Origin of the sequence: Leptolyngbya sp. UWPOB_LEPTO1 (genome assembly GCF_017302695.1) — a bacterium.
Taxonomy (GTDB): domain Bacteria; phylum Cyanobacteriota; class Cyanobacteriia; order Leptolyngbyales; family Leptolyngbyaceae; genus Leptolyngbya; species Leptolyngbya boryana.
Map to the genome: position 1 here is coordinate 60,932 of NZ_JAFLCJ010000014.1, position 25,341 is coordinate 86,272.

General features: G+C 45.8%; 27 protein-coding genes. 23 read left to right on the plus strand and 4 right to left on the minus strand.

Annotated elements, in window-relative coordinates; all coding sequences use genetic code 11:
- Positions 1-89 precede the first annotated feature (89 nt).
- The 10 genes from J0L70_RS32145 (at position 90) to J0L70_RS20265 (ending at position 9,956) form a co-directional block, all read left to right on the plus strand.
- A complete protein-coding gene (locus tag J0L70_RS32145; RefSeq protein ID WP_071596173.1) occupies positions 90-491 on the plus strand; it encodes a DUF362 domain-containing protein in 402 nt (133 codons plus the stop codon).
- Positions 373-1,671 (plus strand): cysteine desulfurase NifS, encoded by a 1,299-nt coding sequence (gene nifS, locus J0L70_RS20225; RefSeq protein ID WP_287455675.1) that lies wholly within the window; start codon positions 373-375, stop codon positions 1,669-1,671. The genes J0L70_RS32145 and nifS overlap by 119 nt, the downstream gene beginning before the upstream one ends.
- Before the next feature lie 21 nt (positions 1,672-1,692).
- The gene (gene nifU, locus J0L70_RS20230; protein WP_287455676.1) at positions 1,693-2,577 is read left to right on the plus strand and encodes a Fe-S cluster assembly protein NifU; all 885 of its coding nucleotides are present in this window, start codon (positions 1,693-1,695) and stop codon (positions 2,575-2,577) included.
- Positions 2,578-2,759: 182 nt separating this feature from the next.
- Entirely contained in the window at positions 2,760-3,650 is an 891-nt protein-coding gene (nifH, locus tag J0L70_RS20235; protein ID WP_017289029.1) for a nitrogenase iron protein, read from the plus strand.
- Positions 3,651-3,774: 124 nt separating this feature from the next.
- On the plus strand, positions 3,775-5,256 hold the full coding sequence (gene nifD / locus J0L70_RS20240) for a nitrogenase molybdenum-iron protein alpha chain (protein ID WP_287455677.1): 1,482 nt from the start codon (positions 3,775-3,777) through the stop codon (positions 5,254-5,256).
- 255 nt (positions 5,257-5,511) lie between these two features.
- Complete coding sequence (nifK, locus tag J0L70_RS20245; protein WP_287455678.1) at positions 5,512-7,050, plus strand: nitrogenase molybdenum-iron protein subunit beta; 1,539 nt, start codon at positions 5,512-5,514, stop codon at positions 7,048-7,050.
- Between the two features lie 98 nt (positions 7,051-7,148).
- The gene (gene nifV, locus J0L70_RS20250; RefSeq protein ID WP_268242626.1) at positions 7,149-8,258 is read left to right on the plus strand and encodes a homocitrate synthase; all 1,110 of its coding nucleotides are present in this window, start codon (positions 7,149-7,151) and stop codon (positions 8,256-8,258) included.
- Between the two features lie 10 nt (positions 8,259-8,268).
- Positions 8,269-8,535, plus strand: a complete 267-nt coding sequence (locus J0L70_RS20255; RefSeq protein ID WP_017289033.1) for a nitrogen fixation protein NifZ — start codon at positions 8,269-8,271, stop codon at positions 8,533-8,535.
- Positions 8,532-8,732 (plus strand): putative nitrogen fixation protein NifT, encoded by a 201-nt coding sequence (gene nifT, locus J0L70_RS20260; RefSeq protein WP_017289034.1) that lies wholly within the window; start codon positions 8,532-8,534, stop codon positions 8,730-8,732. The genes J0L70_RS20255 and nifT overlap by 4 nt, the downstream gene beginning before the upstream one ends.
- Before the next feature lie 603 nt (positions 8,733-9,335).
- Positions 9,336-9,956, plus strand: coding sequence for a (2Fe-2S) ferredoxin domain-containing protein (locus tag J0L70_RS20265; RefSeq protein ID WP_287455679.1), 621 nt, complete (start codon positions 9,336-9,338; stop codon positions 9,954-9,956).
- A 15-nt stretch (positions 9,957-9,971) separates the two neighbouring features.
- On the opposite strand, the gene J0L70_RS20270 is transcribed toward J0L70_RS20265, so the two are convergent.
- Entirely contained in the window at positions 9,972-11,576 is a 1,605-nt protein-coding gene (locus J0L70_RS20270) for a helix-turn-helix domain-containing protein (RefSeq protein ID WP_268242624.1), read from the minus strand.
- A 655-nt stretch (positions 11,577-12,231) separates the two neighbouring features.
- Here J0L70_RS20270 and J0L70_RS20275 point away from each other — a divergent pair.
- From J0L70_RS20275 to J0L70_RS20315, 9 genes are all read left to right on the plus strand, one after another.
- Positions 12,232-13,233, plus strand: coding sequence for a cytochrome c oxidase subunit II (locus J0L70_RS20275; protein WP_017289037.1), 1,002 nt, complete (start codon positions 12,232-12,234; stop codon positions 13,231-13,233).
- Between the two features lie 4 nt (positions 13,234-13,237).
- A complete protein-coding gene (gene ctaD / locus J0L70_RS20280; RefSeq protein ID WP_287455680.1) occupies positions 13,238-14,908 on the plus strand; it encodes a cytochrome c oxidase subunit I in 1,671 nt (556 codons plus the stop codon).
- 329 nt (positions 14,909-15,237) lie between these two features.
- Positions 15,238-15,843: a cytochrome c oxidase subunit 3 gene (locus tag J0L70_RS20285; RefSeq protein WP_287455681.1), complete on the plus strand. Its 606-nt coding sequence runs from the start codon at positions 15,238-15,240 to the stop codon at positions 15,841-15,843.
- 2 nt (positions 15,844-15,845) lie between these two features.
- On the plus strand, positions 15,846-16,325 hold the full coding sequence (locus J0L70_RS20290; protein WP_017289041.1) for a hypothetical protein: 480 nt from the start codon (positions 15,846-15,848) through the stop codon (positions 16,323-16,325).
- A 53-nt stretch (positions 16,326-16,378) separates the two neighbouring features.
- Positions 16,379-16,999 (plus strand): cysteine dioxygenase family protein, encoded by a 621-nt coding sequence (locus J0L70_RS20295; protein ID WP_017289042.1) that lies wholly within the window; start codon positions 16,379-16,381, stop codon positions 16,997-16,999.
- A gap of 13 nt (positions 17,000-17,012) precedes the next feature.
- A complete protein-coding gene (locus J0L70_RS20300; RefSeq protein WP_017289043.1) occupies positions 17,013-17,285 on the plus strand; it encodes a hypothetical protein in 273 nt (90 codons plus the stop codon).
- 13 nt (positions 17,286-17,298) lie between these two features.
- Positions 17,299-17,565, plus strand: coding sequence for a hypothetical protein (locus J0L70_RS20305; RefSeq protein ID WP_268242621.1), 267 nt, complete (start codon positions 17,299-17,301; stop codon positions 17,563-17,565).
- On the plus strand, positions 17,552-17,878 hold the full coding sequence (locus J0L70_RS20310; protein WP_017289045.1) for a hypothetical protein: 327 nt from the start codon (positions 17,552-17,554) through the stop codon (positions 17,876-17,878). Before J0L70_RS20305 ends, J0L70_RS20310 begins: the two co-directional genes overlap by 14 nt.
- A gap of 360 nt (positions 17,879-18,238) precedes the next feature.
- A complete protein-coding gene (locus J0L70_RS20315; protein ID WP_287455682.1) occupies positions 18,239-19,819 on the plus strand; it encodes a B12-binding domain-containing radical SAM protein in 1,581 nt (526 codons plus the stop codon).
- Between the two features lie 101 nt (positions 19,820-19,920).
- On the opposite strand, the gene J0L70_RS20320 is transcribed toward J0L70_RS20315, so the two are convergent.
- Positions 19,921-20,424 carry an orange carotenoid protein N-terminal domain-containing protein gene (locus J0L70_RS20320; protein WP_287455683.1) on the minus strand — a complete coding sequence of 168 codons (504 nt, stop codon included), beginning with the start codon at positions 20,422-20,424 and terminating at the stop codon, positions 19,921-19,923.
- A 68-nt stretch (positions 20,425-20,492) separates the two neighbouring features.
- On the minus strand, positions 20,493-21,062 hold the full coding sequence (locus J0L70_RS20325; RefSeq protein ID WP_287455684.1) for a fasciclin domain-containing protein: 570 nt from the start codon (positions 21,060-21,062) through the stop codon (positions 20,493-20,495).
- A 540-nt stretch (positions 21,063-21,602) separates the two neighbouring features.
- Here J0L70_RS20325 and J0L70_RS20330 point away from each other — a divergent pair.
- Together J0L70_RS20330 and J0L70_RS20335 are read left to right on the plus strand one after the other, a co-directional pair.
- A complete protein-coding gene (locus J0L70_RS20330) occupies positions 21,603-23,180 on the plus strand; it encodes a phytoene desaturase family protein (RefSeq protein ID WP_026148749.1) in 1,578 nt (525 codons plus the stop codon).
- Between the two features lie 112 nt (positions 23,181-23,292).
- Positions 23,293-23,724 carry a universal stress protein gene (locus J0L70_RS20335; RefSeq protein WP_287455685.1) on the plus strand — a complete coding sequence of 144 codons (432 nt, stop codon included), beginning with the start codon at positions 23,293-23,295 and terminating at the stop codon, positions 23,722-23,724.
- Positions 23,725-23,910: 186 nt separating this feature from the next.
- Here the strand turns inward: J0L70_RS20335 and J0L70_RS20340 are convergent, their stop codons facing one another.
- On the minus strand, positions 23,911-24,111 hold the full coding sequence (locus J0L70_RS20340; protein ID WP_017289052.1) for a chlorophyll a-b binding domain-containing protein: 201 nt from the start codon (positions 24,109-24,111) through the stop codon (positions 23,911-23,913).
- 382 nt (positions 24,112-24,493) lie between these two features.
- On the opposite strand from J0L70_RS20340, the gene rbp reads away from it, so the two are divergent.
- Positions 24,494-24,796 carry an RNA-binding regulator gene (rbp, locus tag J0L70_RS20345; RefSeq protein WP_026148750.1) on the plus strand — a complete coding sequence of 101 codons (303 nt, stop codon included), beginning with the start codon at positions 24,494-24,496 and terminating at the stop codon, positions 24,794-24,796.
- A gap of 182 nt (positions 24,797-24,978) precedes the next feature.
- A complete protein-coding gene (locus J0L70_RS20350) occupies positions 24,979-25,341 on the plus strand; it encodes a pentapeptide repeat-containing protein (RefSeq protein WP_287455686.1) in 363 nt (120 codons plus the stop codon).

The following is a 25,341-nucleotide window of genomic DNA, read 5'->3' on the forward strand; positions in this document are numbered from 1 at the left end:
CGTGTACAGACACACACTTTGTCTATCGAGTCCCGAATTCATTCGCTCAGCATCGGGTGATCCGCCTATCGCAAATCGGGAGTCAAGCCATGAGCTACACGATTACCAGCCAATGTATCGGATGCAATCATTGTTTACCAGTTTGCTCGACAGGAGCCATTCAATATGATGGAACGCATCATTGGATCGATCCTAATCGCTGTAACAATTGCGCTGACTCATACTCCGTCGCCCAATGTGCAGCAACCTGCCCGACTAATTACGGATGTGTTCCTGGTACGACTTCCGTAGTCACTCATAGAGCGCTCTTTCACTCAGATGAGTACTGGAGAAAATGGTTCGCAACGTATGAACGTTTAGTCTGTCATCTCCATGACCCGAATCATAGCCCTTACTGGCAAAACTGGTTCGATCGCTATTCAGAAAGACTTTCCACCTTGCTCTCTCATCATTCGGGGACTCGCAATGCAAACCTGCATTTATCTAGATAACAACGCAACCACCCAGGTTGATCCACAGGTTGTTGAGGCAATGCTGCCTTATCTAACTCAGTACTACGGCAATCCCTCTTCGATGCACCGCTTTGGAGGGCAAGTCGGAAAAGCTGTCAAAACTGCTCGCGCTCAAGTTGCAGCACTCTTTAACTCAGAAGAATCTGAAGTCGTGTTTAATAGCTGCGGCACTGAAGGAAACAATACTGCAATTCGCGCGGCACTCGCCGCTCAACCTGAGCGCAAACATATCATTACGACTCAAGTTGAACATCCCGCCGTTCTCAACGTTTACAAGCAACTCGAAAAACAAGGTTACACGGTTACTTATCTCTCTGTCAGCCGCAAAGGTCAAGTGGACATGATGGAGTTAGAAGCATCCATGACGGGCAATACTGCGCTTGTGTCCATGATGTATGCGAACAATGAAACCGGAGTGATCTTCCCCGTCGAACAAGCAGGAGCGATCGCCAAAGAATATGGTGCGACGATGCATGTCGATGCAGTGCAAGTGGCTGGAAAAATTCCACTCAACATGCAGGACAGCACGATTGATCTGCTCACAATCTCCGGTCACAAGCTCCACGCTCCAAAAGGCATCGGCGCATTGTACATCCGCAAAGGTTTCCGATTCCGTCCTTTCCTACTCGGCGGACACCAAGAGCGCGGACGCAGAGCCGGAACTGAAAACGTTCCGGGTTTAATTGCCTTGGGTAAAGCAGCAGAACTCGCCCTTGAACATTTGCCGAATGTCAAACAAGAGAAAAAATTGCGCGATCGCTTAGAGAAAACTTTGCTCAAAACGATTCCAGAAATCGAAGTCAATGGTGGCGGCACAGAGCGATTGCCCAATACAACCAACATTGGCTTCAAGTATATCGAAGGTGAAGCGATTCTCCTCTCACTGGATCAATACGGGATTTGTGCATCTTCTGGGTCTGCCTGTACTTCTGGTTCACTTGAACCCTCGCACGTTCTCAGAGCAATGGGCTTACCTTACACCATTCTGCATGGTTCGATTCGCTTTAGTCTGTCTCGCTTCAATACAGATGCAGATGTCGATCGCGTTCTCGAACTCATGCCCCAAATCATCGATCGACTTCGTGCCCTCTCCCCATTCAATAGCGACCAAGCAGAATGGCTCCAAGGTAGAGAAGAAGCAGTTGCTACCAGTAAATAACCCTTTCAGTGAGATAAAGCTATGTGGGAATACACCGACAAAGTTCTGGATCTGTTCTACAATCCACAAAATCAAGGCACGATCGAAGACCCGAATCAAGAAGGAATTGCTGTAGTCTATGGCGAAGTTGGCAGCATTGCTTGTGGCGATGCATTGAGACTTCACCTCAAAATCGAAGTCGAAAGCGATAAGATTCTCGATTCGCGGTTTCAAACCTTTGGATGTACTAGCGCGATCGCTTCTTCTTCTGCCTTAACCGAGATGGTCAAAGGTCTTACCTTAGATGAAGCATTAAATGTCAGTAACCAAGACATTGCAGCATTCTTAGGTGGACTGCCAGAAGCGAAAATGCACTGTTCTGTCATGGGACAGGAAGCATTAGAAGCTGCCATCTTCAAGTATCGTGGTATCGAAGTCGAACACCACGAAGAAGATGAAGGCGCATTGATTTGTAGTTGCTTTGGCATTAGCGAACCGAAGATTCGTCGAGTCGTAATTGAGAACGGACTGACGACAGTAGAACAGGTAACAAGCTATGTCAAAGCAGGCGGCGGCTGTGGTTCTTGTCTTGCAGGCATTGAAGATATCATCACTGCGGTGATCGATGAGAAAGAAACTACGGCTGCCAGAATTGCGGCTGAAATCTCCGAGGCACAGACCCGTAAACCTCTGACCAATGTTCAGAAAATTGCACTGATTCAAAAAGTGCTCGACGAAGAAGTTCGACCCGTCTTGATTGCAGATGGTGGCGATGTTGAACTTTACGATGTCGATGGCGATTTCGTCAAAGTAACGCTCAAAGGAGCTTGTGGATCTTGTGCAAGCAGTACTGCCACGCTCAAAGATGCCGTCGAAGCTAAGTTGCGTCTTCGAGTCCTTCCCACCCTTGTTGTACAAGCGGTGTAACGTTCCTACCTAATGTCCTAATGAATTTAAAAAAATCTCTGCCCTGGGGCGAACGATCGCCACCTCCGTAAACGAGAGAGTGAGACGTTTCGATTCAACAGTTTTGATTGGAACGTCTCTACCCCCCCACCGACAACCTGAATTGACAAACCACACACCTAATTCAAAGGAGATCCATTCTCATGTCTGACGAAAATATTAGACAGATAGCGTTCTACGGCAAAGGCGGTATCGGTAAATCCACCACTTCGCAGAACACGATCGCAGCTTTAGCAGAAATGGGCGAACGCATCATGATTGTAGGATGCGACCCAAAAGCAGATTCCACCCGCTTGATGTTGCACAGTAAAGCACAAACCACCATTCTGCACTTAGCAGCAGAACGCGGCGCAGTTGAAGACCTCGAACTCGAAGAAGTGCTATTGACTGGCTATCGCGATGTTAAATGTGTAGAATCCGGTGGTCCAGAACCCGGTGTCGGCTGTGCAGGTCGAGGCATCATCACCGCAATCAACTTCCTTGAAGAAAACGGTGCTTATGAAGATCTCGATTTCGTATCGTATGACGTACTAGGTGACGTTGTATGCGGCGGTTTCGCAATGCCAATTCGCGAAGGTAAAGCACAAGAAATCTACATTGTGACTTCCGGTGAAATGATGGCAATGTATGCTGCAAACAACATTGCACGAGGCATTCTGAAGTACGCTCACTCCGGTGGTGTACGTTTGGGCGGTCTGATCTGTAACAGCCGTAAGGTCGATCGAGAAATCGAATTGATCGAAACCTTGGCACAACGTCTGAACACTCAAATGATTCACTTTGTCCCTCGCGACAACATCGTCCAACACGCAGAACTGCGCCGGATGACCGTGAACGAGTACGCTCCTGACAGCGCTCAAGCACAAGAATACGCAACCCTAGCTCGCAAGATCAAAGACAACACGAATCTCACGATTCCGACTCCGATCTCGATGGACGAATTAGAAGACCTCTTGGTCGAATTCGGTCTGTTAGGCGGCGACGAAGAGTACGAAAAAGCGATCAAGCAAGACCTAGCGAAAGCTGGCGCGTAGGACTTAGAAGTAGGGGAATTGGGGAAACTTCCCCTACTCCCCACTCCCTCACTCCCCCACCTCCCCACTCCCTACTCTCTCTCACCCATTCCACAACCTTCAGCACTCTCAGCGAGGCACACCTATGACTCCTCCGGAATCTGTAACCCTAGAAAACGAAGCTCCTGCTGTTGACCCCAAAGAACTAATCAAAGACGTTCTAGAGGCATACCCTGAAAAAGGACGCAAAAAACGGGAAAAACACCTCAACGTCTACCAAGAAGGCAAACCCGATTGCGGCGTTAAATCCAACATCAAATCCTTACCTGGTTCCATGACCACCCGTGGGTGTGCATATGCAGGCTCGAAGGGTGTGGTTTGGGGCCCAATCAAGGACATGATTCACATTAGCCACGGCCCGGTTGGTTGCGGCTACTATTCCTGGTCTGGTCGTCGGAACTACTACATTGGTACAACCGGAATTGATACCTTCGGAACCATGCAATTTACCTCCGACTTCCAAGAACGCGACATTGTATTCGGTGGTGACAAAAAGCTGGCAAAACTGATCACAGAACTCGAAGAACTGTTTCCTCTCAATCGCGGGATTTCCATTCAATCTGAATGTCCAATTGGTTTGATTGGAGATGATATTGAAGCTGTTGCTAAGAAATCCGCAAAAGAAATTAATAAAGCAGTGGTTCCAGTTCGGTGTGAAGGCTTCCGAGGCGTTTCTCAATCGTTGGGTCACCATATTGCAAACGATGCTGTACGGGACTGGATTTTCCCCAGAACCGATAAAGCGAAAAAAGATGGCACGATCGATGTTGATCCCACTCAATATGATGTAGCAATCATTGGGGACTACAACATTGGTGGAGATGCTTGGTCGAGCCGGATTCTGCTGGAAGAAATTGGCTTGCGAGTCGTTGCACAATGGTCAGGCGATGGCACTATCAACGAGTTGATCAATACGCCGACTGTGAAATTAAATTTGGTTCACTGTTATCGATCGATGAACTACATCAGTCGTCACATGGAAGAAACGTATGGTATTCCCTGGTTGGAATACAACTTCTTCGGGCCGACTCAGATTGCAAAATCGTTGCGCGAAATTGCTGCTAAGTTTGACGAAACCATTCAAGCAAAAGCAGAAGAAGTCATCGCCAAGTACCAAGCCCAGACAGAAGAAGTGATCGCCAAGTATCGTCCTCGTTTGGAAGGTAAAACCGTTGCTCTGATGGTTGGCGGTCTGCGTCCTCGTCACGTTGTTCCTGCTTTCTATGATCTCGGAATGAGATTGATCGGAACTGGATATGAGTTTGGTCACAACGATGACTACAAACGCACGACGCACTATATCGAAGATGGCACACTGATCTATGATGACGTTTCTGCCTTTGAGTTTGAGGAATTCATCAAGGAAATGAAGCCTGACTTGGTTGCTTCTGGAATTAAAGAGAAGTATGTCTTCCAAAAGATGGCACTTCCTTTCCGTCAAATGCACTCCTGGGACTACTCTGGCCCATATCACGGTTACGATGGTTTCGCGATCTTCGCTCGCGATATGGATATGGCGCTGAATAGTCCAACCTGGGGCTTAATCGGCGCTCCCTGGAACAAATAGTCTTTTGCTGCGTTTGGAGCAACTTCTGCTCCCTAAATCCCCCATGTATGGGGGACTTTGAGAACAGTAACTGATTCGATTTCGTGAGCACGCTTCGTGAGAAAGCTTTCTAAAAGCTTATTTCTTCAATCAATCCAGTTTTAACGCTTCAAAGTTCCCCATTTTGGGGGATTTAGGGGGCAAATCATCCCCAATCGCAGCAAACCTTTCCCTCTTCAAAATTCACCCTCCATCCTCTCTCTGGAGAACTCTCTCATGGCTCAGAACAACATTGATAAGATCCAAGACCACGCAACACTATTCCAACAACCCGAATATCAGGAGTTGTTTGCAGACAAGAAACAATACGAAGGTGGTCACTCCGCCGAAGAAGTTCAACGCATTGCAGACTGGACAAAAACCTGGGAATACCGCGAGAAAAATTTCGAGCGGGAAGCCCTGACTGTTAACCCTGCAAAAGCTTGCCAACCTCTAGGCGCAATTCTCGCAGCAGTCGGATTTGAGCAGACTCTTCCTTTCGTACACGGCTCCCAAGGGTGTGTAGCTTACTTCCGTAGCCACTTCACCCGTCACTTCAAAGAACCTTTCTCTGCTGTCTCCTCCTCAATGACAGAAGATGCAGCCGTCTTTGGCGGACTGAACAACATGGTTGAAGGCTTAGCAAACTCCTACAGCCTCTACAAACCTAAAATGATCGCCATGTGTACAACTTGCATGGCAGAAGTCATCGGGGATGACCTACAAGCCTTCATCAAAACCTCGAAAGAAAGAGGCTCTGTCCCTGAAGAATTCCCCGTTCCTTATGCTCACACTCCGAGCTTTGTCGGCTCCCACATCACGGGCTACGACAACATGATGAAGGGCATTTTGACGACCCTTACCGAAGGCAAGAAGGCAGAAACGACGAACGGCAAGATCAACTTTATTCCAGGGTTTGAAACCTATGTTGGCAACTTGCGCGAAGTGAAGCGCTTGGCTGAGGTCATGGGGGTTGACTATACGCTCTTAGCAGACAACTCTGATTATCTCGATTCACCCAACAACGGCGAGTACAATATGTACCCCGGTGGAACTCCGCTCGATGTCGCAGCAGATTCGATCAATGCAGAAGCGACGATCGCATTACAAGCCTACTCCACCACCAAAACCCGTGAGTACATCGCCAAGGATTGGAAACAGCCTATTTCTGTTGTTCGCCCGATTGGGATTCGTGGCACAGATGCTTTCTTGGTGAAACTCTCTGAACTCACAGGCAAGCCCATTCCCAAGGAGCTAGAAGACGAACGGGGACGCGCAGTTGATGCAATCACCGATTCACAAGCTTGGCTTCACGGCAAGAAGATCGCAATGTACGGCGATCCGGATCTCGTCATTGGCTTAGTCAGCTTCTTGCTTGAACTGGGTGCAGAACCGACTCACATTGTTGTCACCAATAGCAATGCTGAGTTTGAAGCAGAACTGCAAGCCTTACTTGATTCCAGTCCTTTTGGTGCCAATGGCAAGATCTGGGGTGGAAAAGACCTGTGGCACATGAGATCACTACTCTTCACTGAGCCTGTTGATCTCTTCATTGGCAACTCCTATGGAAAGTACCTCTGGCGCGATACCAAAACACCGATGGTTCGGATTGGATATCCGATCTTTGATCGTCACCACTTACACCGCTACGAAACCTTCGGGTACAAGGGAACGATCAACCTGCTCAACTGGATCGTCAATACGTTGTTAGATGAACTCGATCGCAACACAATCATTCCATCGAAGACCGACATCTCGTATGACTTGATCCGATAAAGCCGATCTCAGGTGGTGGGATTGTCTTTCCACCACCTTTCTTGCTTTGTGCATTTCTTTTGTGCATTTCTTTTGTGCATTCCTGGGGGACAAAGGCGATGAACCAGATCCAAATCAATGACACGACCTTGAGAGACGGAGAGCAAGCAGCAGGAGTTGCATTTACAATCGATGAAAAAATTGCGATCGCAAAATTCCTCGACGACATCGGTGTACAAGAACTCGAAATTGGCATTCCCGCAATGGGGAGACAAGAGACAGAAGCAATCTCTGCAATTAACCAACTTGGCTTAAATGCAAAGCTTCTTGGGTGGAATCGCGCTACCATTTCTGACATTGCGGCCTCACTCTCTTGCGGCTTGAGCCGAGTTCATATCTCAGTTCCCGTTTCAGAAATTCAAATTGCTGCCAAGTTTCAAGGACGTTGGCGATCGATGTTAGAACGCTTGCGGGACACGATTTGCTTTGCAGTAGATCATGGATTGTATGTTTCAGTCGGTGGCGAGGATGCTTCTAGAGCCGATGAAACCTTCCTGCTCGATGTTGCACTCTACGCCCAGGATTGGGGTGCGTCTCGATTTCGCTTCTGCGATACGGTTGGGATTCTCGATCCATTTAGTACATTTAACAAAGTGAAAGCTTTAGTTGATCGGTCTGACATCGCGATCGAAATGCATACTCACAATGATCTAGGACTTGCGACTGCCAATGCTCTAGCAGGCATCAAAGCAGGTGCAACTTCGGTCAATACAACCGTCAATGGTTTAGGTGAAAGAGCCGGAAACGCTGCGCTTGAGGAAGTGGTCATGGGTTTGAAGCAGGTCTATCATACGCCTGTTGGAATCGATACATCACAACTGCTTTCCCTGTCACGAGTTGTTTCCAAAGCATCCGGTAGTACAGTTCCACCCTGGAAAGCGATCGTCGGATCAAATGCATTTGCTCACGAAGCTGGAATTCATGGGGATGGAGTTCTAAAAAATCCAAAAACCTATGAGCCTTTCTCGCCTGAAGAAGTCGGTTGGCAGCGTCGTCTCGTTGCTGGTAAACATTCAGGTAAACATCTCGTTGCAAATCTGCTAGCACAGCACGGCATCATTCTAGAACTTGAAGAAACACAATCCGTTTTGAATTCGGTTCGGGATTTGTCGATGCAGTTGAAGCGAAGTTTGACGACTGAAGAACTCTTAAGTTTAGTCCCTCGATAGGAGTGATACGATGCGACCCGATGAAGTAGAAATTGATGATCAACCGCTTTATGAAATTGGTCATAAAGTAAAAACCCGCCGCTTGATTCGTAATGATGGAACTTTTCCAGGGCAAGACATCGGTGTAACTCTTGCTAAAAAAGGAGACACTGGCTACGTCGTGAGTATTGGAACGTTTCTACAGACCTATTACATTTACGCTGTTCATTTTATGCAGTCCGGTTTTGTAGTCGGTTGCCGGAGTAAAGAACTAGAATCCGCAGAGGAAGTGCTATGAAAGTGATGTTACGTAAAAATGCGATCGGGCATTTGGTTGTTTATGTGCCGAAGAAGGATTTAGAAGAAGAAGTTGTCAGTGAAGCGGAAACTGCGGACGGTAAGATTTACACGTTGGCGAATGGTTGGGAGCTAGCAATGCCCGTGATGGAGGAGCCGATGAAGTTGCCGCAGACGGTTGAGGCTCGGCGGATTTAGGGTAGGGAGTGGGGAGTGGGGAGTGGGGAGTGGTTACTCTTCGTCTCCCTTGATCATAGGCTGTTGATTGTGCTGCTTGCGGATATGCATCTCTTAGATGGGGTTTGAAACATATCAACTTGAAACATATCAACTTGAAACATATCAACAGTGTCCTCGCTCCGTTCTATCTCGCCCTGAAATGAAATTTCGGGCTAACAGTGCGAAGTCCACTAAAGGGACTGAAGACCTGATTTTGATTGGCTGTTAGTCCCGTGAACGGGACTTCGTTCAACTAGCCCCGAATTCATTCCGGGACAGATAAAAGCGGTGAACGATACGTTTCAAACATCCTTTTAGATAGGGCTTTGCGTTGTTGTAACTTATCTTGCTCTGATTAGTTTAAATCCCTTATTGGGAAATACTGCTTTTAATTTGACAATGATTCTCAGCTATTATTCTCCACTACTATCGGTGTTCCGGGGTTGCTAGCGCTGAACCAAGAACACGAAGCTATTCAAACTCTTTCTCCAAGTTCGTCTTGTCCTGAAACTAACTCTCAAAATGCACGTGCTTTAATGTTCAAGACCTGTCTACCTTGTATCCTTCACCGAGAGTCCTATTATGCTCATTGAAGATGCTCAATCCCGCGAATTTTGCTTAGATGGACAATTTTTAGCTTTCGTTGTCGAAAGTGGAAAACTCAAATATCTCCGGATGTCTGCCGCAAACGAAGAGATTCAAATCAAACTCTCAAAACAGGTTCGAGCTGCATTGTTTCGCTCGATCGAGCACTCCTCCCCTCTCCGCCCTCTAGATCCAATTCAAGTCACGGGTAAACAAAGCATTGACCCCAAATCTGGCAGCGTCAAACTGACCGCTCAGCAAATTTTGCGATCGCATCCAACTAGCGAAAAGCTCATTGAATTTAAGGGCGAAAAGCTCATTGAATTCAAGTCCGAGAAATCCTGCCCTGACAAACCCTGCTCTGATAAACCTTGCTACCGGGTCTTAGTTTGTCAAAACTCTAAATGCCAACGCAAAGGGGGACGAAAACAGCATCGCGAACTCGAAACAGCAATCCGCGATCGCGAACTGCACACCGTTGCCACCATTGAACGATCTGACTGCTTAGGCAAATGCTCAATGGCCCCCAACATTATGCTCATGCCTGGGAAAAAGCGACTCAGTGGGATGGAACCAAACGCGATCGCAGATCTCCTCAAAACCCTATCATCCAGATAATCAGTCCATCAGACATCACAATCCCAAGACTTTCTTCAACACTGCTTGATCCTGAGCTTTAATCTGAAATCGCCCATTCTCAATATCCCGAATCCAACTCTGGCTCTTTCCAGCCCGCTCAGCAAGCTGTCTCTGACTCAACCCAATACTCTTTCTCGCATTCACAATCTCGTCACTTGATAGCATCGACTGCGAACTTCGATTTTTAGACTTCTGCTGTTTCCCACTCTGCCGCTTTTTCTTCTTCTGCAACCCTGAAGACTGTTCCCAGTCCACGGGCAAAGCAAACGACAAAATTCGAGCATTCATCAATAGATTCCACTTCCCGCGAGGAGCCGCATCCGTTAATCGTGAATCTCCGCTGCCATCATTCATCCAGAACTCAAGCGCTTCTTCCGCATCATCTGGCAAACCTGCTAACTTCGACCACAACGGTCGAATCTCAGGCGGATAAGTCACTGGATCAAACTCAGGCTTTAACCCATAGTTATCCAACACAGATAAATCATTCTCAAACGCTCTGACAATCCGCTTTCGTTCCTCCCGTTGAGCATTGGCAAGCATAACTTTCTCTTCGCCATACGCAATCCGCATCAAGGTCGGCACTGTAACCCTTTGCTCTCTTCCAATTCGCACCTTAAATAGTAACCACAACAGCATCCGAGCTGCACCTTCATGCTGCTGCCAAATGCTCATAATCAGAAAAATCAAAGATTTCGGGAGATTACCGTATTGATAAAATGCGGATTGCTCTTTACACTCTTGCTTATTCAGAAAGTACTTCGCCCACGCACCCGCTTTGATCCTAAACGTCAAGCCAACTAAATGCTTACACTTCAAATCATCTTCTTGAAAATGATGCTGAATTTCGAGTAAATGCCATAAGCGACTATCAGAAAGCGAAAATGCTGGAACTTTACCTTGCTTTGGAAAATCGATCGAGGCAGTTAACCAACAAGGCGTTTCGACTAAATCTTTGATCAAATTCAGTTTGACAGGCTTACTCAAATCCTTTCGCTTGTCTAACCCTAGATAAGCTTCAATCTGTTGATCACTGATCACAAATTCTTCTTCCCAAGGCTTCTCTAAAGTGGTTGCATAAGCGGCATACAGCAGATGCAAACAAGCGGCTCGAATATCCATCTCATCTAAAATTTCTAAAGCATCCTGCTTAGTTGCAGGGATGGGAGAATCCCCCAGATCATTTGCTAATTTGAGCGTGATCAAGCCTTGACCGTGATGAATCGATCGCTGATATTCGACCGTTCCGTTTTGAACTTTCCAGGGTAAAGATTTGCGCTGAGCGAGTAGATTACACGCTTCCCAAATGACGATCGCAGAAGCAAACGGGCTATTCTTACCATTTGTAAACAATTCAGGGCTAGTAATCGGTCTTGTCTCTACAATTCTCGATCGACCTTTCATTGCTTGGTAAGGAAGCACCGAATTCTGAGTGCACACCGACAAACATTGAGGCTCGTCAAAATATCCTTCGCAGTCATTACAGAGCACTGGATTAATCCACAGAGCGCCAGTGTCCTCAATGCAAATAGCTCCGGTCGGGCATTGAGGACGACAGACATCACATCCCATACAGTCACCAGAAATTTTGTACGCCATAATGCTCCGTTGTTGGGGCAACACAGGTAGAGAGTAAGCTTGATCCGTCTAAGTCTCCTTGTTGTTGAGACCGCAAAATAAATTGAAGTTTTAACTGGAGCACACGTAACGAAAAGCAGGGGAGTATTTATACAAGTCAATTCGTATTCTTTTCTAATTGAGCTAGCAGCGTTCTACTGTTCAGCTTGAGCAAATCAACATTATTTTAACATTTAGAAAAGATTGTTCATAGTAAACAATCTCTGTTTTCTAAAACATAGCATTTTTTACATTTTTTCTAAAAATTATGCTGTAGATAACCGGCTAATTTAATGACTGTAATTCAAAGTCAAAATTGATTTTTTCTTGAAGCTCATCTGAGCGATTTCAAAATATGTTTGTTGCAAACATTCGTCCAAATTCGATTTGTAATTATCAATACATATCTGCAATTAATCTAATCAAAGCAGGGGTTATAGCGATCGTTTATCTGTCTAAATACAGAGGATTTTAAGATCTTCTTAACTTGAATTTGTCGCAAATCAGATTACGATTAAGCAGTAGTTTCAGATAGTAAAAGCTCGTTTTAATACTAGTCAATCTATCCCTTTAGCTTCAGCAATCGTGTTTCCGAATTTTGCAACATTGCTGTTTCTAAACTCGCTTGAAGCAACCTATGAACCAAATTCCTACTTCACTGCTAACCCTAATTGCAGGCGTTGTGATCACCTTGATCAGCTTCTGGGTTAGCCAAAACCATCACCTCCTGCCTGTGCAAGCTTCAGAGCAAGCTCCTTGGGTAGACGACTTCTTTAGCGTTATGGTCGGCATTGGAACTGCACTCTTCATTGTGGTTCAAGGCACAATTCTGTTTTTCACCCTCAAATACCACAAACCTGATGGCGACGAAACAGATGGCGTTCCGATCGAAGGCAACTTTGCTCTAGAGATTCTCTGGACTGCGATTCCCAGCATCATTGTGATTGGCTTGGGAGTCTATAGCGTTGATGTCTATGAACACATGGGCGGCATTTCTGCGGGTTCAGCAATGGCGCATGTCCACTCTGCTGCGACTCATGCTCATCACGATACGATGGGAACTGCGATCGCAGCACCAATGATTGCCGATGCAAGTGATGAAACGAGCAGTTCTACAGACAGTTCTACGACCAGTTCTACAACTCGCATTCCCGCCTATGGTCTCACCGAGAATCACGAAGGTGGACTGAATGTGAATGTAACTGCAATGCAGTATGCTTGGCTGTTTGACTATCCTACTGAAGGGGTCATGCCCGGTGAATTGCATGTACCCATCGGGCAAAAAGTTGTTCTCAATATGAAAGCTCAGGATGTGATTCACTCATTCTGGGTTCCTCAATTCCGCATCAAACAAGATGTCATTCCAGGTGAGCAAACCCAGCTCCAATTCGTCGCGACAAAACTGGGCGAATTTCCGATCGTATGTACCGAACTCTGTGGAGCTTATCACGGTGGAATGCGATCGACAGTCGTTGTGCAAACTCGCGAAGACTATGAGAAATGGGTCGAGGAAACCAAGATTGCTCAAGTCTCAGAGACAAATCGAGCAGTTGCAACCCTCTCTGACTCAGAATTTCTTGCACCCTATGCCAAAGACCTCGGCATCACCGCAGAACATTTAGCGCACTTGCATCCTTAGCATCATGGCTCAAACTCAAGATCAAAATCTAGTCATCTCTTCCGAGGCAAATCCGGCTGCCTCCCATCCTGCTTGGAAGTGGTATGACTATTTCACATTCAACACCGATCATAAAGTGATTGGGATTCAATACCTGGTCACTGCATTCTTCTTCTACTTAGTCGGCGGATTTATGGCAGTTGCAGTTCGGACAGAACTCGCGACTCCTGATCCTGATTTAGTAGATACCAGCTTATACAATGCTTTCATGACCAATCATGGAACAATCATGATCTTCTTATGGATTGTTCCTGCGGCAATTGGAGGATTTGGAAATTTCCTCATTCCTCTGATGGTGGGTGCGCGCGATATGGCTTTTCCGAAGCTAAATGCGATCGCATTCTGGCTCAATCCTCCAGCCGGGTTGTTACTGATGCTGAGCTTCTTGTTTGGGGGTGCTCAGGCAGGTTGGACAGCCTATCCGCCCTTGAGTATTATCACCGCTCCGATTGCACAATCGATTTGGATTGCTGCGATCGCATTAGTCGGAACCTCTTCAGTCCTAGGTTCGCTCAACTTTGTGATTACGATTTGGAAGCTGAAAGTTCCTAGCATGAAGTGGACGCAAGTACCGCTGTTTTGTTGGGCATTGATGGCAACCTCGATTTTGGCGCTACTCTCGACTCCTGTTTTAACGATCGGTTTAATCTTGCTGCTGTTTGACATCAACTTCGGCACGTCTTTCTATAAGCCAGATGCAGGCGGCAATGTTGTGCTCTACCAGCACTTATTCTGGTTCTACTCTCACCCTGCGGTCTACTTGATGATTCTGCCGATTTTCGGAATCATGTCTGAAGTCATTCCGGTACACGCTCGCAAGCCAATTTTTGGATATAAAGCGATCGCGTATTCCAGCGTGGCAATCTGTTTAGTCGGATTGTTTGTCTGGGTTCACCATATGTTTACAAGTGGAACGCCAGGCTGGATGAGAATGTTCTTTACGATTTCAACCTTGATTGTGGCTGTGCCGACTGGGGTGAAAATCTTTGGTTGGGTGGCAACGCTCTGGGGTGGAAAAATTCGCTATACCAGTGCGATGCTCTTCGCGATCGGGTTACTCTCAATGTTTGTAATGGGCGGTTTAGGTGGAGTTACTTTAGGAACAGCTCCATTTGATTTGCATGTTCATGATACTTACTATGTGGTTGGACACTTCCACTATGTTCTATACGGGGGTTCTGTGTTCGGCATCTATGCTGGAATTTACCACTGGTTCCCCAAAATCACGGGCAGAATGCTAGATGAGCGTTTGGGACGCATTCATTTTGCGTTGACCTTTATTGGGACGCACTTAACCTTCTTGCCAATGCACTACTTAGGCTTACAAGGAATGCCGCGCCGAGTCGCTATGTATGATCCGCAGTTTACTTCTGTGAATCAGCTTTGCACAGTTGGAGCCTATATTCTGGCAATTTCGGTCATTCCTTTCTACTTCAATGTGATTCGCAGTTGGAGTAAGGGTCAGCTAGCAGGTGACAATCCTTGGAATGCATTGACTCTGGAATGGACAACGAGTTCTCCACCGATGATTGAGAATTGGGAAGTGCTGCCTGTTGTCACTCATGGCCCTTACGACTATGGGATGAGTGAGCCGGAAGCGCCTCCATCTGCAAGCGAGCCTGCGCCTGTGCAGTAGTCGATCTGCTTATTGCGTTTTTGTTAGCTTTAGAGGATGTTTTAAAAGTATAGAAAGTTTCTTTGCTCTCGTTGCTATCCCGCCCGTGATTGAAAATCCGGGCTAACAGAAGCAAGTCCACTCAAGGGACTAAAAGACTGTCAACATCAAGTTTCCAGTCCTTTTCAAAGGACTTCGTACCGTTAGCCCCGACTTTCAGTCGAGGGGCGGGTGAGTGCCAGAAACGATACTTTTCAAACATCCTCTTGGTTCTGTAAATTCCGAAATTGAGAGAATTTAGAGAGCCATTCTCAAGCATTTCCAAACTTCTTGCTATCTCTTCAATCATCATGACTCAAGTTACTATCGACTCCACCCATTCAACCGCCTCACACGGCCACGAAGAACATCCCGATTTTCGGACTTTGGGGCTACTCACGTTTCTGATTTCTGAATCATTAATGTTCGGTGCATTGTTCGCGACTTACCTGTTTTTAAGAGGGATCACGCCAGATTTTCCTCCGAAAGAAACTGAAGTCGAACTGCTTATTCCTAGCATTAACACGATCATTCTGGTTTCGAGTAGCTTCGTAATTCACAAAGGCGATGTTGCTATCAAACAGAATGATGTGAAAGGAATGCGCCTCTGGTACAGCATCACAGCGTTAATGGGAGCAATTTTCTTAGGCGGTCAAGTCTACGAATACCTCAATCTCGGTTATGGTCTGACGACCAATACCTTCTCAAATTGCTTTTATATGATGACCGGATTCCACGGATTGCATGTATTCATCGGGTTGCTTTTGATTCTGGGAGTGTTATGGCGATCGCGTCGTCCAGGTCATTACTCTGCTACCAAACATACAGGCATTGAAATGGCAGAAATCTACTGGCACTTTGTAGACATCATTTGGATTATCTTGTTTGCCTTACTCTACATCTTGACTCAATTCTAACCATGTCCTCCCCAACTCTTTCCTGGTACGATGTCCCTGAAGATATCAAAGCAATTTTGCTCTGTGCTGCCAATGCTTGGGAAAATACAGCGCAGTCTGACCAGTATATCCTCGAAGCTCTCGCAAAAGCTGAAGTCAATTTAGATGTCTTGGTCACTGCCTATCGCTACTTTTTCTACAAAAGTAATGCTTGGATGGCACTGCAAATTGCTCAGAAAGTGATTGATCGTGTTCGAGAACTCGAAAAATTGCCTGAGCTGTGGAGTGACTTGAAGCCGATATTGCTCGATCGACGAGAAGATCCGAGCATTCGGCTTTACCTCAATGCCTATGGTGCATCAGGACTAGTTTGGGCAAAGTTGGGAGAGCTCGAAAAAGCAAAAGAGATTACTTCTCGGATTAAAGAAATCGATGGAAAAGAATTCGGAAGTGCAACAACTGTATTTGATGTATTAACTCAACCGCCTGAAGAAGATGACTAGCCTTTTCGGAACTCTGGAATCGCATAGAATTGACCTTCACCTCTCTCAAGACTATGAAAACCTTGGACTGGATTGTAACCGATGATGGACAGTGCCAGACTCGACCTGCAACACGAGAATGGGACTTAATTGAAGAACATTACTATCTTCATCGATTTCTGACCGAAGTCATTGATCTTCTCGCACAAGTCAAACATGAGGCAGATGAGTGGGATCATTTGCCCCAACTCCGTCGCTTAGTTCGTAAACTGATCATCAATTCTTACTATGTTCGTACCCAATTTCTCGAACCTTGCTCTAAAACAGGCAGTTCGGTTTTGACCTTATACGACGAAATTGGCTATCCTCTCACGGTTCAAAATGTTACTTTTGCTCCAGGTTTGGTTTCTCCAATTCATAATCATGGAACTTGGGGAATTACGGCTGTTCTGAAGGGGCAGGAAAAGCAAACCTTTTGGCGGCGAGTGGGTGATCCGGATTTCCCGAACAAAATTGAGCCAATTGGCGAAAAAATTATTAGCCCGAACGAAATTGTCAGCTTTGCACCAGACGCGATTCATTGTGTTGAAGCCATTGGGGATGAGCCGACAGTTAGCTTTCAGATCTATGGCGATACTCAGCCGCGATCGCGGTTTTTCTTCGATCGCGAAACCCATACTGCAAAGCCTTTCTAACCCTGATCTCACCATGAAAACTAACCTAGACGATGTTTTGGCAGTCTGTCTGATTACCTTCATCGTGATTACACCCGCATTGTTCGTATTTGCTTTAGTGTGGTATCACCACTTGCAGTTTATTCACCGATTGCCGGCTCTCTCTCAAATTTCAGAAGCTCTTTCTTTGATCAGCATGAGTGGATTCTTCTTGTTTCCACTCTGGACTGCCTATCAATCTTATCAATCTGCAAGATTCAAGCAAAAAGTCGCCCGCTTAGAACGTCTCTGGCAACAAAGTATTTGAGGAACCTCATCTTATGGCTGAAGCAATCACTGAAGCGAGACAAGCTCAGTATATCGAACTGATTCAAGAATTGATGATTTGTCCGAATGGGCAAGAACCTGAAGTGTTAGATGCTCAACCCGATTTAATTGATGCCGGATTTGTACAAACATTAGTACAAGTGTCGAGCATGATGGCTCACGAAAATAATCCAGATGGGGCAAGATTTCTGATCTACATCGCCCGTGAACTGGCAAAACAGCTTGGACTTTATCCAGAGAAACCCAATGATGATCAATAACTTAGAACTGACTGCAACCGAAGCCGGAGAATTAGCGATCGCATTTCTCACCCAAGATTTAGGAATCCCTGAACTTGAGCAAGAATGGTTCACTGTTCTGTCTTCAAAGTTTTTGGGTGTAAGCTGGTATGTCGTCGAGATTGGAATCGAAGGCATTCCAGATAAGTGGGTGGTGCAAGTTTATGACACTCGCGAATGTGATCCGAGCTATACTTTCGTCTCGCCAGTGAGTATAGATGACGATCATACGGATTTAGCAGAACTCCCAGAAGCGATCGCTGATGTTGTGATTGCAGAACGCAACGCTCGCTAAATTACAGCTCAACACACAACTCAACAAAAGAGGCGTTTCGGTTATGCGTCACTTGCACCAGATCGTGCAGCCGGACATTGAGCACAGCCGAAACGCGAGAATAGAGCGACTACAAAAAAGTAAGATACAAACTATCAGCAGCCTTAGTTTCTTCTATGTAAATGAAGGTAACAGTTTGGCGTGTCTATGTAATAAATTTTATATCTTCTGAATCTTGATTTAGAAACTGCTATCAAAATTAGAGCATTCCGCTTTCTCAAGAATCTCTCAATGAAGGGTAATGTCCGCCCTTTGAACGCATTGTTTCATTAGACGTGAGCTGACTTTACTTGTTCTTCCACGCTACGTTGAGAATTTGCTATGAAAGTACTTTTGCTCTATCCCAAATTTCCGAAAACATTTTGGTCGTACGATCGCTTCATTGAAATGGCAGGGCTAAAAGCTTTTATTCCGCCGCTCGGAATTCTAACCGTTGCAGCACTACTTCCATTAAATTGGGAAGTGCGATTTTGCGATCGCAATGTCAGAGTCGAAACAGATGAAGATTGGGCATGGTGTGATCTGGTCATCTTATCAGCGATGCTAGCGCAGAAAGCAGATTTCCATGCGTTGATTCGGAAAGCTGTTCAGCAAGGTAAAAAAGTTGCAGTCGGCGGCCCTTATCCCACTTCTCTGCCGGAAGATGCTTTAGCATCAGGCGCAGATTATTTAGTTTTAGATGAAGGTGAAGTTACGGTTCCACAATTTGTCAGTGCAATTGCAGTCGGGGAAGAACGAGGCATCTTTCGCGGGTTAGAGAAACCTGATGTATCCACAAGCCCAGTTCCACGATTTGACTTGCTGGATCTCGATGCTTATCTAATGATGTCGATTCAATTTTCGCGGGGATGCCCCTTCAATTGTGAATTTTGCGACATCATTACGCTCTATGGGCGCAAGCCGCGAACGAAAGAACCCCATCAAGCGATCATAGAGCTTCAAGTTTTATATTCTTTAGGATGGCGCGGTTCGGTGTTTATTGTCGATGATAACTTTATTGGGAATCAACGTAATGTGAAACGGTTCCTACGCGAATTGATTCCCTGGATGGAAGCCCACCACTATCCATTTACTTTTGTGACCGAAGCTTCAGTGAACCTAGCAGACGACCCAGAATTACTCGAGCTAATGGTGCAAGCAGGATTTTATGGGGTTTTTCTTGGGATTGAAACACCGGATCAAGATAGCTTGCAGACGACTCGAAAACATCAAAACATGCGTAGCCCTCTAGTCGAAGCCTGTCATACGATCACGAAAGCAGGGCTGTTGATCTATGCCGGATTTATCTTAGGCTTTGATGGAGAGAGAGAAGGGGCAGGCGATCGCATTCGTGCATTTGTGGAAGAAACAAACATTCCTCAGCCGATGCTCGGAATTCTCCAGGCACTTCCGAATACCGATCTGTGGGAACGATTAAAGCGAGAAAATCGATTACGGCAGAGTCAAGGAGACCTACTCGAAGTGGGAGATCAAAACACGTTGATGAATTTTGTTCCGACTCGCTCCCTAGATGAGATTGCGAGAGACTATATCAATACACTCTGGACACTCTACGAACCATCAAACTATCTGAAACGCTGTTTTCAGCATTGTTTAGCCATTTCTCCAAATCCGCGCTTAGCTCAAAACTTACATTTTCCGATGAAAAAGGGGTTGCGATTGATAGCACAGGTCATTTGGATTCAAGGCATTCGTCGAACAGAGCTTCGTGCTCAATTTTGGCGGCAGCTTTGGGAAATGATCGTCCGTAGACCTCGATCGCTGAATCTCTATTTTGGACTTTGTGCCGCCGGAGAGCATTTTGCTGAGTACCGTTGCTTAGCAAGAGATCGGATCATGCAGCAAATCGGACATGATCCATTAAAAGCCCCACAACCGAGCAAGCCAGTTGCAATGGTCTAGCCATCTGTAAAGTAGGGAGCAGGGAGCTAAGAGAACTACTCCCCACTCCCCACTCCCCACTCTTTCGAGCATTTACACCTCAAAAGCCTGGCTCAAACCAGTTATACAACTTGACTCAGAAAAGCCGCCTGCTGCTCTAAACTCAGCGATCGTAGAGCAGTCAACAAGTCATGTGCTTCTGACGACAATGAAAAACCAGACGGAATTGCTGGAATGCCATCGCCCAAGTATTGTCCCAGTTGATACCAGAACGCCAAGCGAGCATTACTATCTAGGGACTTATAGCGCGTAAGAGCAGGTTGAGTCGAACCCGGAACCAGTTCTAGCATTGCTTTACTAGGATGAGGATCAAGTGCAACTTCATCCCCTTTTGCAGTCTCATTTGCTAAGAAATCACTTAGTGTTTGTAACTGCTCGTCTTGACGTTGCTCGTGAATTTGTTGAATCAATGGGACAATCTCTCCGCCCATGCTTGAAACATGAACGGGAATCGATCCAGAAATCTCTTGTAATAGCATTCCCAATGTTGCAAGTTGCTCCTCAACGGGCAATTTTTGAAATGCTAAAGCAGCTTGATCCAGACTGCTAGTGTTGATAGAAGTCATCAGAAAATCTCCCAAGCAAGGTGATAATTGAATTTCAGTTGAATCTACTGCACACTTGATCTGCTGAACTATTGCAGTGAAGCTAATTGATCACGTAGCTCTCTCGGCATTAAAACGCGGTTAATTGCATGAACCACACCATTTTCTGCCTGAATATCCGCTTGGACAACGCTACCATCATTCACGATAATTCGTTCTGGAGTGACACGAACCGCAATTCCGCCGCCTAGCACTCTCGTTGTTCCCGTACTAAAATCATTTGCAGTTACTTCCTGCGGGATAATGTGATAAGCAAGCACCTGTCGGAGCAAGTTGCGATTCTCAGGTTGCAGCAAGCGATCGAGCGTTCCTTGAGGCAGCGCAGCAAATGCGGCATCAGTCGGAGCTAAAATCGTGTAATTTCCTCCGCGAGATTGTAGCTCGTTCGTCAGTCCTGCTGCTTCAACGGCTCTTGCAAGTGTCGTAAATGAACCCGCTCCAGCCGCCTGCTGAAGTAGAGGCGCAAGACGTTGATTCTCAGTTGTTCCAGTCTGCGGATTTGTTTGTGCTTGAGCAGGAAGAATGGTTGCTGCACTCAGTCCTGCAAGCACAGCTAATGCAGAGAGCGATCGTAGAAACTTATTTTGGTAGTTATACATTGCGAATTGTTTCCATTCATGAAGTTTTGTGATGTGCTTCTAAGGTAAGTCGTAGAAATGTACAGACCTTCTGTCAAAAGGATTAATATTTTTAATACAAATCATCTATATATCTATAGATGTCGCTTCAGCATGTGATTCGTAATAAGCTAGAAAAGTCTTGCCTGCCTCAGTCAAAAGGTAAATCTTCTGACAACTCATAGCATAGAGGTAGGTATAGTAAAAATTCAGAAGAAATTTGCCTCTTGGCTGCAAAAAAATCATTTGAGGAACTTATGTTGCGTTTAATGTGGAATTCCTCACAAGTTCCTCACAATCCTCGTTTACGCTGATGTCAAAGATAGAAAAGCAGCCCTCTATCAACGAGAAAACGTGATGAGACCCTCTCTTGTTTAGTCTTACATTCCGAAGTGCTCGTTCTTCTTAATCGGCAACATTCAGATACATCCTTCTCTCACTTGCTTGCATAACAGTTGGGAACATTGTTTCCTTGTTGTGCAAGTTTCCTGATCCTTTGCACTGCAACGTAAGGTGATTGATATGGAACGTTTTGATTACATTATTCTGGGCGCAGGACTAGGTGGACTCTCCACAGCCGCTTGTCTGACTCGTCAAGGTCATCGAGTCCTCATCCTAGAACAGCATGATATTCCAGGTGGTTGTTGCCATACCTTTGACTATGGAAACTACCGCTTCTGTGCTGATGTACACTATATTTCGCAATGTGGAGAAGGACAGACAATCGATCAATTTCTCCACTATATCGATCGAGAAGTTGAGTTCAACAGTCTTGATCCCGAGTGTATCGATCGAGTGATCACAAATGAAGCTGATTTTAGAATTCCGTTAGGCTGGGAAAATTTGAGAAATCGTCTTCTGCAAACCTTTCCAGAAGAAGCAAATGCAATTCGTCGCTACTGTGATGAAATCAAACTCATTCACCAGCAAGTGCATGACCTGACTCAAGAAGTGAAATGGTTTAATCAGCAGTGGACAGACTGGCTGAAACTTCCCAAATACTGGCACCTCTTCGCCCGCCGCAATTGGACATTGCAAATGCTCTACGATCAGGTCGGGCTATCTCCAAAACTGCAAGCCATTCTCGCAGGTCAGAGCGGCGATTACGCGCTCCCACCCAATGAAATTGCACTACTCACCCATACAGCACTCGTCTGGGACTACTCAGAAGGAGCTTACTATCCGAAACATCACTTCAAATTCTTTGTCGATACGATTACAGATGCGATTCGTCAAAGAGGTGGCGTGATTCTCTACTCGACTCCAGTGGAGCATATTCAGGTCACAAATCATCAGGTTACTGGAATCATTGCGAATGGTAAAACTTATTCTGCCAGCAAGGCTTACATCAGTGATCTTGATCCAAAACTGACTGTCGGATTAATGCATGATGCTGAAGCCTTGAGTTTGAAAGAACGCGATCGCTTAACAAAGTATGACTATTCTGCCAGCGCATTTAATATTTATCTCGGACTCGATGAACGCTTTGATCCGGCTCAATATGGCATTGGCAACTGGAACATTTGGTACTATCCAACCGGAAATCTGAATGAAGAATATCAGAACCAACTCGCAGGCGATCTAAGCCATCCGTGGATCTTTTTATCCTGTCCAACGCTCAAATCTTCAGAACCCGGTATGGCTCCTCTTGGGCATCATGTGTTAGAAGTCGCAACAGTTTGTCCCTATGAAGCGTTTGCTGAACTGCACAAGACAGATATGCAGGCTTACAAGGCGAAAAAACGTGAGGTCTATCAACATCTCATGCAAAGTGTCCGAGATTTGATTCCAGATGTCGATCGCTACTGCCGAATGAAAGTCTACGGAACACCGACGACGAGTGAGTTTTACCTCGGACAACCCGAAGGCAATATCTATGGAGCAAAGTTAGTGCCTCGTCAAGTCGGATTAAATCGATTGGGCTACAAAACTGAGTTGCCGAATTTATTCCTGGTCGGGGCAAGTGCTGGCTATCCAAGCGTTCCCGGTGTGATTGGGAATGGCATGGATGTAACAGAACTTCTAACAAGTAGACCAGTCTGGCATCAAGCAGAGCGGCGATCACAACTCGTCCAAGAACCCGCAGCTAGTTTTTACTAAAGGACAAGCACCATAATGCACTGTTGAGGAACTTGTGGCTACGACCTGTGCATCCTCACACGTTCCTCAACTAACTCGATTATATTGAGCACTGTAGCAGGGGGTAAAAGCAATGTTCCGAAGAATTTTAGTCGTTCTTGAAGATGCTCCATCTCAGCATTGTGTGTTTAACACTGCGCTCCGATTCGCTAGAGCAAATCAAGCTCAATTATGTTTAGTTGATCTGAGAACACATCCAGCAGCGATCGCACATTCGCTGGCAGAAATGGCGATAGGCTTGGGAATTCAGGTTGACATTTCAGAACTGAGCGAAAAGACGGAGCACGCTCTGATTAGAACGGCGAGAAATTGGTACGCTGATTTGATCGTCATCGGTCACGCACTACATCCGACATTGTCTCCAATCTTGCCCTGTACCGTGCTGATTGTGCAGCAAGAACAAGAGCATACCATTTCTATGACAATGCAATTAAAACCACAAGTCCCAGATGTTGCAGTGCGTAATCGCTTAGAAAGGTTGCTTGACCTTACACCCAGTTCTTAAATTATCCATTGAGAAACCAGCATAGAAAAGAGATCGGAGCGCAATGGTGATTCATCAACCTGCATAAAATTTGAAAAGTCCCCAGAACTAGGGGCGCGATTGATTCGCTCCAAAGTTTGAGGACTAAATTATTGAATAGTTATACCTGGCAAACACCTCTGTTGCTGAGATGTAAGATCCACCACTCTACTTAATCAGGTGTAGAACATCGCGCAGCACACTAAAGCCTGCTAGGTCCCACGCTAAGTAAGCAAGGAATCCGATCATTGCTAATCGACCGTTCCAGAGTTCTGCTTGAGGATTGAAGCCGAAAAGAAAAGCATTGCGATCGACACCATTGTATTCTGTGGCAACAGGAGGTAAGTTAGTCGCTTTGTTCGATTGCATTGTTACACTTCTTAATGAACTTCTATTTACTATAGTATCGGCAGAATTCCCATCGAGCCTATACCTTTGGGGGTATCTCTGAGTGTTACAGAGAGAAGTTACAGCGCAATACGTAGATTTGAGCGCTAAATTATCCGCTTTGTCCTTTGCAATCTTAGAAAATGCTTTCAACCTTAGAGCGTGTTGTCAGTAGATAAAAAACTCTCATTGCTTCTATTAAGCTACACATCGGATTGTTTCTATTAAGCTATACAGTCGTTGAACTTTTAGAAGCTGTGTTAGGCTGAAGGCTGAAGCGATATTTTCGGCTGTGTAATTCCTTATCATTAAGTGTTGCTCCGAACCTAAATCTCTCTACATTATGATTCTGGAGCCGTTTTTTATGTCAATCTACGTTGGCAATCTTTCTTACGAAGTGATGCAGGACAACCTCAGCGAAATTTTTGCTGAATATGGAACCGTTAAGCGAGTTCAGTTACCAACCGACCGGGAGACTGGACGAGTTCGGGGCTTCGCGTTTGTCGAAATGGCAACCGACACTGAGGAAGAAGCCGCGATCGAAGCTCTCAACGGAGCCGAGTGGATGGGGCGCGATTTGACCGTCAACAAGGCAAAACCTCGTGAAGAGAGAAGTTCTTCTAGTGGAAGTTGGGGCGATCGCAGAGGCGGCTCTTCTCGCCGCTAGATTCTGATCGAGCAGGGAGCAAGTACAACTCTACCGTCTTAAAGGCAGCTCTTACAGAGTCTGCCTTATTGTCGATCTCTGAAAACATGATTCATGGCTGGATTGAAAATGGTGCAAGCGTTTCAACTCACCTATTTTTTCATGCAGCGATACAGCATTCCTTAACTAAACCCAAGAAACAAATGAATACGAAAGAACTTCTGAGCCGATACAATGCAGGACAACGGGACTTTCGGAATCTGAACTTAATTGCCGTAAATTTCAGAAGTTTAAATTTCAGAGGCATCAATCTAAGCGGTGCAAACTTAACCAAGGCAAATCTGACTAAAACGAACTTAAGTTACGCCAATCTCAAAGGCGCAATTTTAGTTGGAGCAATGTTAAGCGAAGCAAACTTCACAGGTGCAAATCTGACTGAGGCAAATTTAAGCAATACGAATTTGGGTGAAGCAATTTTGGGTCAGACCTATCTTAAGGGTGCAATCTTGCCAGACGGAACCACTCCCAGCACCCTCTCGAACCGTCTTAAAGTGCCGCAGATCTAA

Coding starts and splice junctions, on each gene's coding strand:
- J0L70_RS20325 (WP_287455684.1), bottom strand. CDS start 21,062: ATGTATAACTACCAAAATAAGTTTCTACGATCGCTCTCTGCATTAGCT.
- J0L70_RS20275 (WP_017289037.1), top strand. CDS start 12,232: ATGAACCAAATTCCTACTTCACTGCTAACCCTAATTGCAGGCGTTGTG.
- ctaD (WP_287455680.1), top strand. CDS start 13,238: ATGGCTCAAACTCAAGATCAAAATCTAGTCATCTCTTCCGAGGCAAAT.
- J0L70_RS20305 (WP_268242621.1), top strand. CDS start 17,299: ATGGCTGAAGCAATCACTGAAGCGAGACAAGCTCAGTATATCGAACTG.
- J0L70_RS20265 (WP_287455679.1), top strand. CDS start 9,336: ATGCTCATTGAAGATGCTCAATCCCGCGAATTTTGCTTAGATGGACAA.
- nifH (WP_017289029.1), top strand. CDS start 2,760: ATGTCTGACGAAAATATTAGACAGATAGCGTTCTACGGCAAAGGCGGT.
- J0L70_RS32145 (WP_071596173.1), top strand. CDS start 90: ATGAGCTACACGATTACCAGCCAATGTATCGGATGCAATCATTGTTTA.
- rbp (WP_026148750.1), top strand. CDS start 24,494: ATGTCAATCTACGTTGGCAATCTTTCTTACGAAGTGATGCAGGACAAC.
- nifU (WP_287455676.1), top strand. CDS start 1,693: ATGTGGGAATACACCGACAAAGTTCTGGATCTGTTCTACAATCCACAA.
- J0L70_RS20290 (WP_017289041.1), top strand. CDS start 15,846: ATGTCCTCCCCAACTCTTTCCTGGTACGATGTCCCTGAAGATATCAAA.
- nifS (WP_287455675.1), top strand. CDS start 373: ATGACCCGAATCATAGCCCTTACTGGCAAAACTGGTTCGATCGCTATT.
- J0L70_RS20350 (WP_287455686.1), top strand. CDS start 24,979: ATGAATACGAAAGAACTTCTGAGCCGATACAATGCAGGACAACGGGAC.
- J0L70_RS20300 (WP_017289043.1), top strand. CDS start 17,013: ATGAAAACTAACCTAGACGATGTTTTGGCAGTCTGTCTGATTACCTTC.
- nifT (WP_017289034.1), top strand. CDS start 8,532: ATGAAAGTGATGTTACGTAAAAATGCGATCGGGCATTTGGTTGTTTAT.
- J0L70_RS20330 (WP_026148749.1), top strand. CDS start 21,603: ATGGAACGTTTTGATTACATTATTCTGGGCGCAGGACTAGGTGGACTC.
- J0L70_RS20315 (WP_287455682.1), top strand. CDS start 18,239: ATGAAAGTACTTTTGCTCTATCCCAAATTTCCGAAAACATTTTGGTCG.
- nifD (WP_287455677.1), top strand. CDS start 3,775: ATGACTCCTCCGGAATCTGTAACCCTAGAAAACGAAGCTCCTGCTGTT.
- J0L70_RS20320 (WP_287455683.1), bottom strand. CDS start 20,424: ATGACTTCTATCAACACTAGCAGTCTGGATCAAGCTGCTTTAGCATTT.
- J0L70_RS20335 (WP_287455685.1), top strand. CDS start 23,293: ATGTTCCGAAGAATTTTAGTCGTTCTTGAAGATGCTCCATCTCAGCAT.
- J0L70_RS20285 (WP_287455681.1), top strand. CDS start 15,238: ATGACTCAAGTTACTATCGACTCCACCCATTCAACCGCCTCACACGGC.
- J0L70_RS20340 (WP_017289052.1), bottom strand. CDS start 24,111: ATGCAATCGAACAAAGCGACTAACTTACCTCCTGTTGCCACAGAATAC.
- J0L70_RS20295 (WP_017289042.1), top strand. CDS start 16,379: ATGAAAACCTTGGACTGGATTGTAACCGATGATGGACAGTGCCAGACT.
- nifV (WP_268242626.1), top strand. CDS start 7,149: ATGAACCAGATCCAAATCAATGACACGACCTTGAGAGACGGAGAGCAA.
- nifK (WP_287455678.1), top strand. CDS start 5,512: ATGGCTCAGAACAACATTGATAAGATCCAAGACCACGCAACACTATTC.
- J0L70_RS20255 (WP_017289033.1), top strand. CDS start 8,269: ATGCGACCCGATGAAGTAGAAATTGATGATCAACCGCTTTATGAAATT.
- J0L70_RS20270 (WP_268242624.1), bottom strand. CDS start 11,576: ATGGCGTACAAAATTTCTGGTGACTGTATGGGATGTGATGTCTGTCGT.
- J0L70_RS20310 (WP_017289045.1), top strand. CDS start 17,552: ATGATGATCAATAACTTAGAACTGACTGCAACCGAAGCCGGAGAATTA.